The 17,007-nt window shown below is 40.6% G+C and carries 14 protein-coding genes; 12 read left to right on the forward strand and 2 right to left on the reverse strand.

The window, feature by feature from the left end:
• The first annotated feature begins 10 nt into the window (after positions 1-10).
• From CRO17_RS01315 to CRO17_RS01370, 12 genes are all read left to right on the forward strand, one after another.
• The gene (locus CRO17_RS01315; protein ID WP_097038527.1) at positions 11-1,066 is read left to right on the forward strand and encodes a M42 family metallopeptidase; all 1,056 of its coding nucleotides are present in this window, start codon (positions 11-13) and stop codon (positions 1,064-1,066) included.
• Positions 1,067-1,126: 60 nt separating this feature from the next.
• Entirely contained in the window at positions 1,127-1,975 is an 849-nt protein-coding gene (locus CRO17_RS01320; RefSeq protein WP_097038528.1) for a M55 family metallopeptidase, read from the forward strand.
• A 37-nt stretch (positions 1,976-2,012) separates the two neighbouring features.
• Positions 2,013-2,939 (forward strand): ABC transporter permease, encoded by a 927-nt coding sequence (locus tag CRO17_RS01325; RefSeq protein ID WP_097038531.1) that lies wholly within the window; start codon positions 2,013-2,015, stop codon positions 2,937-2,939.
• A gap of 1 nt (position 2,940) precedes the next feature.
• On the forward strand, positions 2,941-3,891 hold the full coding sequence (locus CRO17_RS01330; protein ID WP_097038533.1) for an ABC transporter permease: 951 nt from the start codon (positions 2,941-2,943) through the stop codon (positions 3,889-3,891).
• An 8-nt stretch (positions 3,892-3,899) separates the two neighbouring features.
• Positions 3,900-4,919: an ABC transporter ATP-binding protein gene (locus tag CRO17_RS01335; RefSeq protein ID WP_179636764.1), complete on the forward strand. Its 1,020-nt coding sequence runs from the start codon at positions 3,900-3,902 to the stop codon at positions 4,917-4,919.
• Entirely contained in the window at positions 4,916-5,872 is a 957-nt protein-coding gene (locus tag CRO17_RS01340) for an ABC transporter ATP-binding protein (protein WP_097038537.1), read from the forward strand. The genes CRO17_RS01335 and CRO17_RS01340 overlap by 4 nt, the downstream gene beginning before the upstream one ends.
• 21 nt (positions 5,873-5,893) lie before the next feature.
• A complete protein-coding gene (locus CRO17_RS01345; RefSeq protein ID WP_097038540.1) occupies positions 5,894-7,498 on the forward strand; it encodes a peptide ABC transporter substrate-binding protein in 1,605 nt (534 codons plus the stop codon).
• A 79-nt stretch (positions 7,499-7,577) separates the two neighbouring features.
• On the forward strand, positions 7,578-7,946 hold the full coding sequence (locus tag CRO17_RS01350) for a DUF3899 domain-containing protein (protein WP_097038542.1): 369 nt from the start codon (positions 7,578-7,580) through the stop codon (positions 7,944-7,946).
• Positions 7,947-8,446: 500 nt separating this feature from the next.
• A complete protein-coding gene (locus tag CRO17_RS01355; protein ID WP_097038544.1) occupies positions 8,447-10,066 on the forward strand; it encodes a DUF262 domain-containing protein in 1,620 nt (539 codons plus the stop codon).
• Positions 10,067-10,236: 170 nt separating this feature from the next.
• Positions 10,237-10,632 carry a (deoxy)nucleoside triphosphate pyrophosphohydrolase gene (locus CRO17_RS01360; protein WP_097038546.1) on the forward strand — a complete coding sequence of 132 codons (396 nt, stop codon included), beginning with the start codon at positions 10,237-10,239 and terminating at the stop codon, positions 10,630-10,632.
• An 83-nt stretch (positions 10,633-10,715) separates the two neighbouring features.
• Positions 10,716-13,601, forward strand: a complete 2,886-nt coding sequence (locus CRO17_RS01365) for a DEAD/DEAH box helicase (RefSeq protein WP_097038548.1) — start codon at positions 10,716-10,718, stop codon at positions 13,599-13,601.
• Positions 13,602-13,699: 98 nt separating this feature from the next.
• Positions 13,700-15,610 carry a DEAD/DEAH box helicase gene (locus CRO17_RS01370; protein WP_097038551.1) on the forward strand — a complete coding sequence of 637 codons (1,911 nt, stop codon included), beginning with the start codon at positions 13,700-13,702 and terminating at the stop codon, positions 15,608-15,610.
• Positions 15,611-15,845: 235 nt separating this feature from the next.
• On the opposite strand, the gene CRO17_RS01375 is transcribed toward CRO17_RS01370, so the two are convergent.
• The gene (locus CRO17_RS01375; RefSeq protein ID WP_097038553.1) at positions 15,846-16,316 is read right to left on the reverse strand and encodes an antitoxin YezG family protein; all 471 of its coding nucleotides are present in this window, start codon (positions 16,314-16,316) and stop codon (positions 15,846-15,848) included.
• Entirely contained in the window at positions 16,309-16,836 is a 528-nt protein-coding gene (locus CRO17_RS01380; protein WP_097038554.1) for a DNA/RNA non-specific endonuclease, read from the reverse strand. The genes CRO17_RS01375 and CRO17_RS01380 overlap by 8 nt, the downstream gene beginning before the upstream one ends.
• Positions 16,837-17,007 lie beyond the last annotated feature (171 nt).

Raw genomic sequence — 17,007 nt, forward strand, 5'->3', positions numbered from 1 at the left:
TTTGCGCAGCTTGATTGATTTACTAAGGACGTTAACTAGCCTGCATGGTCCAAGTGGTTATGAGCAAGAAGTGAGTTATTTTCTAAGAGACTATTTAAAGGATAAAGCAGACCAAGTTGAGATAGACCCAATTGGTAATGTCATCGCTAAGAAAAAAGGAGCAAAACCAGGACCTGCTATACTGTTAACAGCCCACATGGATGAAGTGGGCTTTATCATCAAGAAGATTGAGGCAAACGGATTACTGCGATTTGAAAAGCTTGGCGGCAATGATGATCGAAACCTAGTCGCACAGCCGGTAAGACTGTTAGGGGAAAAAGGCCATATCAATGGAGTGATTGGAACGCTTTCTGCACATTTTGCTAAGTTTGATGACGCACAAAAGGTGAGAAAGCACAGCCAGTTGTACATAGACGTTGGAGCAAGCTCGCATGAAGAAGTAATCGACATGGGCATCGAGGTTGGGACACCAGTTACTTGGGGGACTGACCTCCAAACCCTTGGAACAGCAGCACCAAAAGTACGTGCTAAGTCACTGGATGACCGGGCAGGTTGTGCTGTTATCCTGCAAGTTTTAGAAGAGCTGGCAGATGACTTTGCTGGCGAGCTCATTTGTTTATTCACGGTTCAGGAAGAGGTCGGGTTAAGAGGGGCGAAAACAGCGTCCGAATATATAGAAGCTGATGCAGCGATTGCAATTGATACAACAGCAGGAAGTGACACACTCGAGCAAACGATGGACCAAACCCTCCGCTTAGGCAAAGGGACAGGGATTAAGGTGATGGATGCAAGTTTAATTGTTCCCAAGACAATGAAACAGCAGCTTATCAAGCTAGCCAAGCATCACCACATTCCCTATCAGCTGGAAGTGTTTACCGGGATTGGAACCGACGGCGGGGCAGTGACTTACGCAAACAAAGGTATCCCGACAGGTGTGTTATCCATTCCTTCCCGGTATACACATTCAGCGATTGAGCTTGTAGACGTAGGTGATCTTCTCGCGACGAAGGACTTAGTAAAAGCATTCGTAAAGAGTGTGACGCCAGATTCGCGTTTTCCATTCTAGAAGAAATTTTTTAAGTGAATTAGTTTGAAAATTTACAATAATTAATCAGAGGTGATGGCGATGAAAATATTTATTTCAGCAGATATGGAAGGTATTTCAGGAGTAGCAACCAACCAGCAGCTAAAAACCAACTCTGAATATCAGCGATTCAGAAAGCTCATGACAGCAGATGTAAATGCCGCTATTGAGGGAGCTTTCGAAGGCGGGGCAACAGAGGTGGTTGTAGCGGATGGGCATGGCAATATGTCCAACATACTAGTAGAAGACTTAGATGCTCGCGCAAGACTCGTGTCTGGTAATAACCGCGTCATGTGTCAGCTAGAAGGATTAGATGGTACGTTCGACGCTATTATGTTTGTTGGCCATCACGGACGTGAAGCAGGATCAGAACGCACGGTCATTAGTCACACGTTAGCAGGTATTTGCGTAAATGAAATAAAAATCAATGGCAAAGTCGTTGGGGAAACAGAAATGAACGCGCTTGTTGCAGGCAGCTTTCATGTTCCAGCCATTTTCATCAGTGGGGATGATGCTTATGTAAAAGAAGTACATGAAACATTACCAGATGTAAAAGCGGCTGTCACCAAGCGTGCTGTAGATCGCTTCGCGGCTGAGTTGATTCATCCGGAAGCTGCTCAAAAAGAAATTCGTGAAAAGGCGGAGGAAGCAGTGAAGGATACAAAATCCTATAAGCCGCTACGAACAGAAGGTCCTGTCACGTTCGACATGGAGCTGAAGGGGCCGCAGCAAGCAATGATGACGACTACGCTGCCTACAGTAACCTTAACTGGTCCAAGAAGCATACGTTTCACGTGTGACGATATGGTAACCGCCTACAAACATATGTGGGGCTGCGTAATTATTGCTATGACAGCTGCAAATGGTGTACTTGGCAGCGTGAATGCTTAAAGAGGATTAAGTAAAACAATAGCGGAGGTGAATCTGCATGTATATTGTAAAACGATTACTTACCATGCTGCTTACGATATGGGTCATAGCGAGTCTGACATTTTTGATTATGAAGTTTATCCCTGGCGATCCGTTTGCTTCGGATGCCGATGTGCTGCCAGAAGAAGTGCTGCAAAATATGCGAGCGAAGTATAACTTAGATGAGCCAATCGCTATGCAATACGTCTTATATATGAAGGACTTAGTGACATTTGATTTAGGATACTCCATTCAATCCGAAACAAGATCGGTTAATTCGATTATTGCCGATGGTGCACCAGCTTCTGCGCTGCTCGGGTTGCAGGCAATGGTCGTTGCATTGATTTTCGGACTGCTGCTGGGGATTGTCGCAGCGCTGAATCAAAACAAAGCACTGGATTATGTATCTATGTTTATCGCCATTATCGGTATCTCTGTCCCTAGTTTTATCCTGGCTCCGCTGTTAATCAAGTACTTTGCCGTTGAATGGGGGATGTTACCGGTCGCCTCGTGGGGAACTTGGCAGCATTCCATTCTGCCAACACTCGCACTAGCTGCAACACCGCTGGCTGTTATTGCGCGGTTTATGCGATCTAGCATGCTCGAAGTAACAAATCAGAACTACATCAAGACAGCAGATGCCAAAGGGCTATCCAAATCAAAGCTCGTCATCAGACATGGCATCCGAAATGCGATTTTACCGGTCATTTCTTTTATTGGACCACTCTTTGTATCGTTAATTACCGGAACCTTCGTTATTGAGAAGATATTCGCTATTCCAGGTATCGGCCGTTATTTTGTAGACAGTATTTTTAACCGCGATTATCCGGTCATTATGGGTACTACCATCTTTTTCAGTACCTTGCTCGTGCTGACGTTATTCATCATTGATATATCTTACCGTTACATTGACCCAAGGATAAAACTAACGAGTGGAGGGGAGTAAGATGGAAGAAAGACGCGTTGAAGTTGATGATTCCCTTTTTCGCCCCTTATCACCAGAAAACAGGGGCCATGATCCGATCCAGCGCCCGAGCATGAGCGTGTGGAAAGAAACCATTCTTAATGTTGTTAAAAATAAGATGGCTGTACTTGGGTTTACCTTGTTAGTCGTCATTGCCTTTTTTGCCATAGCTGGTCCGCATATGGTACCGTTCGATCCTGCTAAACAAGATTTGGTTAACACAAACGTTGCGCCAAACAGTGAGCATTGGTTCGGTTCCGATGATTTAGGCAGAGATGTTTGGTCTAGAACGTGGTACGGAGCTAGAGTATCGCTGACAATTGGTCTCGTTGCCGCGGCGATTGATATTATCATCGGGGTTACAGTTGGCGGTATCTCTGGTTATATGGCTGGCCGCAGTAAGTTTGGTGATCGAATTGATGGCATCTTAATGCGTATCGTTGAGATTTTATACGGCATTCCGTACCTCTTAATCGTTATTCTGCTGATGGTAATTATGGAGCCAGGTGTAACCTCGATTATTATCGCCTTATCTGTCACCGGCTGGGTAGGAATGGCCAGGATCATTCGGGGCCAGATCTTGCAGCTGAAATCACAGGAATATGTATTGGCTGCGCAAAAAATGGGGACCTCCCACGGGAAAATCATTTGGCGGCATTTGATTCCGAATACAGCCGGCATCATTATCGTCAATTTGACTTTTACCATACCGCAAGCAATCTTTGCTGAATCATTTCTCAGCTTTCTCGGCTTAGGGGTGCAAGCGCCGTTTGCCAGCTGGGGAACGATGGCGAACGATTCCTTAGGCGTTATTTTAAGCGGGCAGTGGTGGCGACTCTTTTTCCCAGGCTTTATGATTGCCCTCACCATGTTTGCCTTTAATGCATTCGGTGACGGTCTGCAAGACGCACTTGATCCGAAAGCAAATAAATAGGAGGTGGGATGTTGGAACACTTACTAGAAGTGAACAATCTGGAAGTTCGGTTTAAAACATATGGAGGAGAAGTGCAAGCCGTTCGGGATGTTTCCTTCCATGTGGATAAAGGAGAAATCTTAGCGATAGTTGGAGAGAGCGGCAGCGGAAAAAGTGTTACTGTGCAGTCCATCATGGGCCTCATCCCAACTCCGCCAGGCAAAATAAAGAATGGAGAAGTACTCCTGGAAGGACAGGATCTGTTAAAGCTGTCCAAACGAGAGATGCAAAAAGTAAAAGGTTCAAAGATTAGTATGGTCTTTCAAGATCCTATGACGTCCTTGAATCCTACCATGAAGGTCGGCAAACAAATTACAGAAAGCATTACAGCACACCAAGATATAAAAGGGCAAGAAGCGAAAGAACGCGCAATTGACATGATTCGCCTTGTTGGTATTTCGAATCCTGCTGAGCGATATAATCAGTACCCGCATGAATTCAGCGGGGGAATGCGGCAGCGGATTATGATTGCCATCGCACTTGCTTGTCACCCGCAAGTTCTATTAGCTGATGAACCTACAACAGCATTAGATGTTACTATCCAAGCACAAGTCTTGGACTTGATGAAGAACCTCCGAGATGAACTAGATACTTCCATTATATTAATTACCCATGACCTTGGCGTTGTAGCCGAGACAGCAGAAAGAGTTGCGGTTATGTACGGCGGCATGATTGTCGAAACAGCGCCAGTAAATGAACTATTCAACAATCCGAAGCATCCTTATACATGGGGACTGCTAGAGTCGATTCCAGATATCCATGCAGCAGATAAGAAGCGATTAGTGCCAATTGACGGCGCACCACCCGATTTGTTCTCACCACCGAAAGGCTGTCCTTTTGCCCCGCGCTGCAAATACGCGATGGACGTTTGTGTCGAAGCAATGCCGCCTGCGTTTTCCATCGAGCAAGGGCACGAGGCGAAGTGCTGGCTGAACGATTCGAGAACTCCAGCTCTGCAAGAATTGGCAGCCGGGAGGGAGCAGCTATGACGGAAACAATCATTCAAATTGATCAAATGAAAAAATACTATCCAATCGGCAAAGAATTAACCGTGAAATCGGTTGATGATATCTCGATTGAAATCAAGCGCGGCGAAACATTTGGTCTAGTAGGAGAAAGCGGCAGCGGAAAATCGACACTAGGCAAAACGATCGTTGGCTTGGAAAATCCGACGTCCGGCAAAATCGTCTACAATGGTCTGGATCTAAGTGAATTAAATAAAAAGCAAAAGAAACAGATTAACCGAGAGATTCAAGTCATTTTCCAAGACCCGCATGCTTCGTTAAATCCGCGGATGCGCGTTGGCGACATTATTGCAGAAGGAATTGATGCGCATAAGCTAGCGAAAGGTAACAGCCGCCAGGAACGCGTCTATGAACTGTTAGAAAGAGTTGGGCTGCAGCCAGGGCATGCTAAACGCTACCCGCATGAGTTCAGTGGCGGGCAGCGGCAGCGAATCGGTATCGCTCGCGCTCTGGCGGTCGAACCGAAGTTTATTGTAGCGGATGAACCGATATCCGCACTGGATGTATCAATCCAAGCACAGGTTATTAATCTATTAGAAGACTTGAAGGAACAAGAAGATCTTACGTACTTATTTATTGCTCATGATTTAGGTATGGTTAAGCACATTAGTGACCGAATTGGTGTCATGTACTTAGGAAAGATGATGGAACTTGCCGACAGCGAGGAGCTGTTTCAAGATCCGCTCCATCCGTATACAAAAGCGTTATTATCAGCCATTCCAGTCACAAATCCGGAAGCACAGAAACGTGAAAGACTTGTGTTAGATGGTGATCCGCCAAGCCCAGTTGACCCGCCAAGCGGCTGCCGATTCCGTACACGATGTCCATTTGCAATGGATGTTTGTGCGCAATCGGTACCTGAGTGGAGAGAAGTAAAAGACAATCACTGGACGGCTTGTCATCTTTACAATAGTTAAAAATCTGAAGGGGGTATTATGATGAAAAAATGGCTAAAGAGTCTAGTATTGCTGGCAGCTGTCGCTGTATTTGTCGCAGGTTGTAGTGGAGGAACGTCAGGAAGCGGAGATATAGCGCAGGAAATTACCATAAATGCTATGAGTGAGCCGCCAGATCTTGATCCAGCACTAGCTACCGATACGACATCAGGCTGGGTTTTAGATCACGTGTTTGAAGGACTTTATACAAAAGATGAAAATGGAAATCCAGTGCTAGGGGCTGCTAGTAACGCAGAAGTATCCGAAGACGGCAAAACGTACACCTTTACCATTCGTGATGATGCAAAATGGTCAGATGGATCAAATGTGACAGCTGGTGACTTCGAATATGCGTGGAAACGTACGCTGAATCCGGATACCGGTAGCTCCTTTGCCTTCTACTTGTACTATCTTAAAGGCGGGGAAGCTTATAACAAAGGGGAAGGTTCCGTAGAAGACGTTGGCGTAACGGCAGAAGATGACAAGACGCTCGTCGTGGAATTAGAAGCACCACTTGGATACTTTGATGAGCTATTAACAATGTGGTCATTTTATCCGGTGAAACAAGATGTTGTAGAAGAAAATGAAAAATGGTCTGCAGAAGCAGAGACGTATGTAAGTAACGGCCCATTTAAGCTTACAAAATGGGAACATGATAGTGAAGTAGTTATTGAGAAGAGTGAGAACTACTGGGATAGTGACGTCGTAAAACTCGACAAAGTAACATACAAAATGGTGAACGATGCCACTACGTACTATCAAATGTTTAAGACAGATGAGCTTGATCTTATTCAGACATTGCCATCTGATGTGATCGATCAAGAAAAGGATTCTGAGGAGTATAGTGAAGTGCCATACTTTGGTACGTACATGTATATGTTTAACGTCGACAAAGAGCCATTCACTAATGCGAAAGTTAGGAAAGCATTCAACCTAGCGGTAGATCGTGAGACACTAACAACAAATGTAACCAAAGCAGGCGAAACGCCAGCACATGCATTTGTACCAGAAGGTGTAGAAACGCCAGATGGTGACTTCCGTGAAGCTGGCGGTGCATACTTTGAAGATGATGCCGCAGAAGCGAAGAAACTGCTAGAAGAAGGTATGAAAGAAGAAGGCTGGACCGAGCTTCCAGAAGTAACACTGCTTTATAATACGTCTGAGAATCACAAGAAAATTGCCGAAGCTGTGCAAGCCATGTATAAAGAGAACCTTGGTGTGGATGTGAAATTAGAAAACCAAGAGTGGAAGACGTACCTTGATACAACAAAACAAGGCAACTTCCAAATGGCTCGTATGGGCTGGATCGGCGTGCTGGTAGATCCAGTGGTAATCCTTGATTACTATCTAGGCGACAGCCCGAACAACCGCACCAACTGGGTAAATGAAGAATACGATCAGCTGATGGCTGACGCCAAAGTAGAACAAGACCCAGAAAAACGTTACGAACTATTGCATCAAGCAGAAGCAGTATTAATGGAAGAACTGCCGTTCAACCCAATCTACCATTATACAAACAACTACTTAACATCCCAGGACTTTGATAACATTGTCTATCCGGTAAACCGTTACCCTTACCTGAAATGGGCAGAAAAAGTTTCTGAATAAGAAAAACCTAAATGATTGGAAAGCGGGATCTCATGTAGGTCCCGCTTTCCATTACATAAGGAAGGGGCTTGCAAATCATATGAAATGGAAATTATCTTTATTCTTTCTCACCATCCTTGGCTGGTACATAGCAACATTAGCTGTTCCTTTTACAAAAGCATCTCTCTCCAATGCCGCATTTCTAATTGGCCTTTTCCTATTAATCATTGCAAGCATCGCAATTATCTTTAAAACAGGCTTCCTTACTCCAGTTACAGAAGGGTTCAGGATAATCGGAGAACGAATGATTCGCAAATCACGAGCTATGGAGAGAGCAGATAAGCAAATAAAGAATGATCATACGATTCAATCCTTTAAAACAAACCTGGGTGCTTTTATTACCCAAAGCACTTTCATTGTTGGTGCGGGCTCTATTCTTATTTCTGTGATTAGTATAGTGATGCTTTGAGAGACCTTTCTGCAGGGGCAGGAAGGTCTTTCTTAGCTGCGTAAACTTCAATTCCATTTAATAATTTCAAGCTAAAAGATATTATTTTTATATAGGGGTTGAGTAATTTCATCTTCTCTGAAACCTTTATCGTCATCGAACCCCTTGCCACACTATGGCCGACACTCGGATTCTACAATTCAAATCCTAGGAGGAAGAATGAATGTTAAAAAAGAGTAATTTGCTATTCGGCACATTCCTCTTAGCTGCTTGTTCACAAGACAAACAAAATACTGCAAATACAAAGACACTAGCTTAAATGGATTCCGAAGAAACAGCAAGTGCAGAAGAGAAAGGGGAAAACATAGAGTAATAAAATCCGAAAACCACTGAAGCAATAGGGGAAGCTTATCCAATCAACGGGGTAATTGATTAATTATTAGACCATTCAAAAAAACTACAAATATATTTTATTTTCATGTACGCTTATAGATGTAAATCTATTTTATGGGGGGAATAAGATGATACAACCTGAACCACAAAGTACAGGGCTATCGTCACTGCTAAATGATATTGAAAGTGGCAGAATAAAAATACCGCAATTTCAAAGGCAATATGTATGGGAAAGAAAAGCAGCGGCACAACTATTAGATAGTATTGCCAAAGGCTTCCCGATAGGTACCTTTATTTTATGGGAAACACAAGAAGAATTGCGATCTATAAGAAATATTGGAAATCATAATTTACCTGAGACGCCAACAGGACACGTAGCACAATATATTCTCGATGGACAGCAAAGGATCACAAGTTTATATACTTGTTTTAAAGGACTTAAGATTTCAAGAAATAGTAAGGTAGAAGATTTTGCTCAAATATATGTGGATTTAGAAGCAAGTGAAGATGAAGATATTGTTACGTTAAACTACGAGGAAGAGAACCCTAAAAGATATGTGGCTATAACTGACTTATTGTATGGCAAGATGAGTGTTTTAGTAAGGCAGTATTCAGAGGAAGGACTAGATAAGATAGATTTGTACAAAGAAAGGTTTAAATCATATCAGTTCTCTTTAGTAATACTAAAAAACGCTTCTTTGGATGTGGCAACTGATGTTTTTACGCGTCTTAATGTTGGTGGAAAGACATTAACACTGTTCGAAGTAATGGTGGCAAAAACATATGATTCGAGTCAGGATTTTGATTTATCGGAGAAATTTGATCAATTAATAGAAGAAATAGGTGAAGATTTTAAGACGATTTCAAGCTCCACTATCCTACAAGTTATTTCTCTGATATTAAAGAAGGATTGTACTAGAAAGCAAATTCTAAGATTAGAAAAACAAATGTTTATTGATACATGGGAATCCGTTACAGTAGCAATAAAAAAAGCTATAGATTATTTTAAAAATTACTACGGCATACCTGTATCTAAGATACTCCCTTATGATGCATTAATTGTACCGTTTGCTTATTTCTTTTATTATCACCCTGATAGACCACTGGATCAAAAGAGAGAATATTTACAAGATTTCTTTTGGAGAGTATCTTTAACAGAAAGATATTCAAGTGGAGTAGAGACTAAGTTGGGAAAAGATATTAGAAGAATTGAAACTATTCTAAATGGTGATTTACCTAGTTATGATTTTGAAGTGAACATCTCTACAGATCGAATAATAGATCAGGGTTGGTTTAGTATTAGTAGGAGCTTTATTAAGGCTATATTGTGCTTATATGCATCTAAAGGACCTAGATCATTTGCAGATAATAGCAGAGTCCATATAGATAACGCTTGGTTACAAATAGCAACTAGCAAGAATTATCATCATTTCTTTCCAAAAGCATATCTAAAATCAAGAAACGAAGACGAGTTTTATATTAACCATATTCTTAATATTACGATCGTCGATGACTATTTAAATAAGAGGGTTATTAGAGCGAAGGCACCATCTATTTATATGAGTGACTTTAAAAAGAAAAATAGTAACCTTGATGAAACGATGTCAACACATTTTATTGACCCAGATACTTTTGGTGTATGGGACGATGATTATGATTTGTTTTTCAGTAAAAGAGCAGAAACTATAAGTGACGAGCTAAGAGGTAAATTAATAATTAAAGAAAAAACTCACCCAGAAAAAGCTTAGAATTAATGCAGCTCTAATTTCATAACTAGAGCACCACATCAAATCGATGTTTTACAACACTTTTAATACTTTGAATGTAAGTTTGGTTTTTTCTAACTAAAAGGCGTGGATAGCTTTAAGGTAAGTCAATTTAATGGAATAAAAGAAAGTATGAGAATAAGGGAGATATTATGAAAAAGACCATAAACGTAGTAGGCGCAGTAATCAAACAAAACAACAAAATATTATGCGCCCAAAGAGGAACAGAAAAGTCTCTACCTCTAAAATGGGAGTTCCCAGGCGGTAAAATAGAAAAAGGTGAGACACCTCAGGAAGCACTAAAAAGAGAGCTTACTGAAGAGATGCACTGTACGATTTCTATCGGAGATGCTATTGAAGATACAACTTATGAATATGACTTTGGGATAGTTAACCTTAATACATATTATTGCGAATTAGTAGAAGGAGAACCAACCCTAACAGAGCATGTAGCAATCAGATGGTTAGCCCCAGAAGAGTTACACATCCTGGACTGGGCACCGGCAGACATTCCAGCTATTGAAAAGATCCAATTAGACCATAAATAAGCACATTTTACTAATTATCCATTTACCCCATAGATAAAAAACATTACAATTAAGCTATTAATTGGTAATGAATGGTGGAGTAAATGGATAATTTTATTAGCAGCTTAAAGGATTCATTGCATAACGGATTTATTGATCATACATATAGTAATCAAAAAAATTTTAATCCTCAGTTATTGGTGAACAATCACCAAGAGAATACGACAGTATTGCAATCACTATTGGAGGAATTAGAAGTTTGTCAAAGTTTTATATTCTCGGTGGCTTTTATTACAGAGAGTGGATTAGCTACATTGAAGACGGTTCTTTATGATTTGGCGCAACGGGGGATAAAGGGGCGTATTTTAACGTCTACTTTCTTGCAGTTTAATTCGCCCAAGGCTTTTCGTGAGTTATTAAAGATTCCAAATGTAGATGTTAAACTGACGGATTTGCCTGGTTTCCATGCAAAAGGTTATATTTTTCACCACGAGACACATCATACATTGGTTATTGGCAGTTCTAACCTTACTGCCCAAGCACTTCAAGTGAATTACGAATGGAATGTGAAGCTTACTTCGCACCAAGATGGGGAGATTATTAAGCATTTCTCTAATCAATTTGATGATGTCTGGGCTAAGGCTTTTCCGCTTACAGAAGAGTGGATAGAGAAGTATGCAGTTGCCTATGAGGATAGTAAAGAGAAGCGAGCAGTTGAGAAAGTAATAGAGTTACCTGCTGATTATCGGATCAATACGATTCAGGATGCTTTAAGTATTGAACCAAATAAAATGCAGGAAGCTGCTTTAGCGCAAATCCAAGCAGTAAGAGATGCGGGCCATAATAAGGGGTTAATTATTTCGGCGACTGGAACAGGGAAAACGTTTTTGTCGGCGTTTGATGTACGCAGCGTGCAGCCAGAACGCATGCTTTTTATCGTGCACCGTGAACAGATTTTGCAAAAAGCAATGAGCGACTATAAAAAGATTCTCGGTGGGCAAGATGAGCAGTTTGGTATCTTTTCTGGATCTTCTAGAGAGATAGATAGAAAGTATGTATTTGCTACGATTCAGACATTGTCCAAGAAGGATAATCTCGATTTATTTGAGAGAGAAGCATTTGACTATGTGCTGATTGATGAGGTTCATAAGGCCGGAGCCAAATCCTATCAAAGAGTAATCGACTATTTTGAGCCTACGTTCATGTTAGGCATGACGGCGACGCCAGAGCGTATGGATGACTTTAATATATATGAATTGTTTGACTATAATATTGCCTATGAGATTCGCTTGCAGGAAGCTTTAGAGGAGGATATGCTTTCTCCTTTCCATTATTACGGGGTTACAGATATTGAGTACAATGGCGAGCTGATTAGTGAAACGGCTATACTCGCTCATCTAGTTACCGATGAACGAATCAACCATATTATTGAGAAGGTAAATTATTATGGTTATTCTGGTGAATCGGTGAAAGGACTTATCTTCTGTAGTAGGAAAGAAGAAACGCATCAGCTAGCAAATGCACTAAATGAAAGAGGCTATCGAACATGTGCTTTAACAGGTGATGATTCACAAGAGGTGCGTATAAGTAGGGTCGAGCAGCTTGAAAATGGGGAACTGGATTACATCTTGACGGTAGATATCTTTAACGAAGGAATCGATATACCGTCGATTAACCAAGTTGTGATGTTGCGACAAACCTCATCTAGTATTATCTTTATCCAGCAGCTAGGACGAGGTTTACGTAAGCATAATTCAAAGGAATACGTGACCATTATTGATTTTATCGGTAACTATAAAAATAACTACTTAATCCCAGTAGCTCTGTCTGGTGAAAGCTCCCAAAATAAAGATGCAATTCGACGCCGCATGAAGAACACGGATTATATTAAGGGAATCTCTACAGTTAACTTTGAGGAAATAGCGAAGAAACAAATCTATAAGTCTATTAGTGACAGTAAGCTGACGGCGATGAGGATATTAAAAGATGCTTATACAGCTTTAAGAAATCGTTTGGGTAGAGTTCCGTATTTGCATGACTTTATTCTAAATCATTCGATTGATCCTGAAGTACTCGTTAAATCTAAAGATAATTATCATCTATTCCTCACTGCGGTAAAAGAGGAAGTACCCGCAATCTCAGACTACGAGAATAGAGTTCTGACAATGGTTTCGCAGGAACTGCTTAATGGGAAACGCCTGCATGAAATTGTGTTGTTAGAGATGCTAAGCGAGCATGCAGAAATCTCTTATGAAGAATATAGACGCACATTAGCGGATAGAGAGCTATCGTATGATGACAAAACGTTAGCATCTGTACTCCGTATAGTTGATCTATCCTTCTTCAGTCAAACGAACCGGAGAAAGTATGGGGATTGGCCGCTTGTTTTTGTCGAGAACCATACATTGAAGTTGAGACAGGAACTAAAGGAGAGTATCACTAATAATGATACTTTTGCGTATCTCCTGAAGGATGTACTTGCAACCTCTAAGGAAAAGAATAAACGATACGGCAACAACATTCTTACTCGCTATGAGAAATACACACGAAAAGACGCCTGCCGACTATTAAATTGGGACAGCGATGAAAGCTCTACTATTTATGGTTATAAGACAAAGCATCAAACGTGTCCAATCTTTGTCACATACCACAAAGATGAAGATGTAGAATCTAGCGTGGCTTATGATGATACTTTCTTGAATGAACAAACATTCAAGTGGTACACCAGAAGCAAACGAACCGTCGCGTCAAAAGAAGTAGCGGAGATCATTGATGCAGATCAAAACGACATCGACGTTCACTTATTTGTAAAGAAAGATGATGATGAAGGTATTGGTTTCTACTATCTTGGTCAGGTGCATCCCGATAAACAAACTGTTCAGCAGGAAGAGATGAGAAATGGGGAAGATAAAGTCATTCCTGTTGTGACGATGAATATGGTTTTGGAAGAACCTGTTGATAAGAAGATTTATCGGTATATTGTGGAGTAATTGATACTGTACTTAGGTTTATGTACCCCAACCAACTGCTTGGTTGGGGTTTTCTTCAAATCATTTGACCCCATAAAGGGGAGAAGGGGTTATAACTTGTGGCTTACACTGTACCAGAATCAATAAGAACCACAGCAACCGCAGGAGAGCGGTTACTCTTTTCTACATTTAAGAACTATTTACCGGATGATTACATTGTGTATTTTGAACCTGATATTCATGGCAGAAGACCAGATTTCGTTATCGTTGGTCCAGATCTAGGGTTACTAGTTTTAGAAGTGAAGGATTACACGAAGAATACACTTTTCCAGCTGAATCAAGATGAATGGACAATTGTAACTTCAGCTGGTGAACAGACGAAGGTAAAGAGCCCACTAGTACAAGCTCGGGAGAATATGTTTCACTTGGTTAACACATTGAAGAAGGACAAGAACCTTCTTCAGCTTGAAGGGAAATATGCTTACAGCTTGAAGTTCCCTTATGGTTCTGGGGCAGTTTTCACAAGGTTAACACAAAAGGATTTTATCCAGCATGACTTGTATGCGGTTGTGGAGCCTTCTCTTTGCTTAACACGGGATGAAATTAACCCGGACGATGAGGCGTTTTCTGAAGAGATACTGATTGAGAAAATCTTGAATATGTTTACTGTGCCATATCGTTTGCGGGAGCCATTAAGTAAGGCTGATATTGATGCCATTCGTTATCACTTATTTCCGGAAGTTCGAATTAGTGCAGAATTTAAGCAACCTTCTCCGTATCAAGATCAGTTGTTATTGTCACTGCACAACATTAAAGCAATGGATCTACATCAAGAGAATTTGGCGAAGCAAATTGGAGATAAGAATCGTTTGATTCGAGGCGTGGCAGGTAGTGGTAAAACATTGATCTTAGCTAGCAGAGCGAAGTTACTAGCGAAGGAGAATCCAGATTGGAATATCTTGATTCTTTGCTATAACATCTCTCTTGCACGCTTTATTGAACAGATGGTTTCACAAATGATGCTGCAGCCTGATAATTTATTTGATTTTGATGAACAACATGATAACTCAAAGCATGGTATCGAGGTACGCAATTTTCATGGGTGGTTGAAACATGATTTAAAATGCTCGGACCAATCGATCCCGAATATGCTCGAAAAACTTCGGAATAAGGAAGCCATTTTGCCGAAATATGATGCTATTCTCATTGATGAAGGACAAGACTTTGAATCTGAATGGTTTGAGCTAGTAAGTGAGTTACTTAACGAGAATACAAAATCTCTGCTGCTTGTAGAAGATCGTGCTCAATCAATTTATAAGCGTAAACGCTCCTACGTGCAGGATACGGGCTTAGACTTCCGCGGGCGGTCTAAGGTACTCAATATTAACTATCGAAACACCGCTCAAATCGTTAAGTTCGCCTGGGACTTTTACCAAGCGCACTCGAAACTTAAAAATAAGGTAGTGACGAAAGAGACAGAGGGCGAGATTATTGCTCCGCAAAGTACAAGAAGAAAGGGCTTTGAACCCGCAATCGTAAAAGCAGAGTCCTTTGCAAAGGAAGCAAAGATCGTCGCCAAACAAATGAAGAAGTTACATGAACAAAAGAAAGTCCCGTATTCAGAAATGCTCATTCTGTACCGCGTAAAAGGAACCTACAAGATGAGTTACATAGATACACTAATACGTGCATTAAAAGAAGAAGGAATTTCGTACTACTGGCTCACCGAGAATAGCCAGTCCAAACGCAACTTCCAAAAAGATGACGAATCCGTAAAAATCAGCACAATTGACAGTAGTAAAGGACTCGATTTCCAAGCAGTATTCATTGTAAACGCAGATAACATTCCATATGCTTTGCAGGATGATGAAGAAAGGGAAGCTTCCTTACTTTACATAGGCATGACAAGAGCAAAAGATTATTTGTGTATTTCTTATTCTGGAGAATCTGTTTTTACGCGTTATTTTGATCAGGTGTTGGAGGAGAGGAAACGAGACTTAGAAGATGAAAATGGTTTTAAGAGTGTATGAATTTTGAAATAAAAGCTTACTTTATTTTTTCTTTAAAACTTAATATATGGAAAGTGAGATTAACAATGATGAAACACTATAACGAAACTATCCCTGAGAAGTGTCCACTTACCAGGGATAGTTCCATCCTGTGTATGGCATGATTAAAAGATAAAGAATGGAATAACGCTACTTTGTAGTTTCAGAGTCATTTAGCCAATTCCTCGTTATAAAAAAATCATTAAAAACTTAGTAGTTATTCCCGTGTAGAGAGATATTTTTCTAAATGCTTTTTTCCAGAATTACTTTTGGGGATAATACCTAGATGCTCATATTTCCAGATAGTTTTCCTTTCATGAGGGTCTATACTTGTAAGATCATCATAATTAAAGTCAATTCTAAACTTTCCCGCCTTATCAAAGAACATAGTGAAATTTGTCCAAGTCTCTTGACCATTATTCTTAAATGCTCTCCAAAGTTCTTGAGTTAAATCAACTAATTCATTCCACTTTTTGATATATTCTTGTTCGGTAACTGAAAATAATTCAGTTACTTCATGACTGTATACAGGCTTATCGCTACGTTCTGGATAATAATAAAAGTAAGCAGTCTGTGATCCTTCCAGAACCTCACCGTATAAATATACCTTAGACCACTCTTCTGGAATGGTTTCTACAACAACTCCAGCTACCTGTTGATATAATTGTTCCAATCTTTCTTCATTCATCTAACTGTCTCCCTCCCGGTACATTATCGAATCTTCTAATTTCCCAGTCATCATCACCAATTTTATACTTAATATTAAAACTCTCTGGACGTTGTGAATTAGCCTTGTAGTTTGGGGTTATCTTCACTTTTACCTCGTCACCATATTTAAGTGCATCTGCCCATTTTTTCTCAAGTTTTTTCCATTCGCCTTTATTTAAATTTCCGTTCATTGGAACAAGATTATCAAGGTTTCCGGAACCTTTGAAAACACTCGCAATTAGGTGACCACCTTCATCATCAGCTTTTCTATCTTCTCTTCGTGCTATCTTTTGAGCATAGTTATTTCTTTTTCCATCTCCTAATTTTAATGTTCCTTCAGCACTATTTATCCGACCATGAGCGTCTGTTTTATAATTGTATCCTTCTTTACTTGTATACTCGACATTTGGTTTTAATACTTTTTTGCGGCCAACCTTAGTATATTGGTCACCATATTTAACTCTTGTAGTGCCTGTAACCGAACCTTTATTAATTTCAATCTTCTGCGGATTCGCATTCGGAAGCCCCTTACCTTTAGCAAGTTCATCAACACGTTAAAGATGACCGCTTCGAATGGAACGGAAATTATCTTACCTTAGATGATGGTCGTATTAATAGAGCCTATTATGATCCACACTCTAACGGCTCTCTATCTAGGCCATCCTATGAAT

The organism is Terribacillus aidingensis (assembly GCF_900215625.1).
Classification (GTDB): domain Bacteria; phylum Bacillota; class Bacilli; order Bacillales; family Amphibacillaceae; genus Terribacillus; species Terribacillus aidingensis.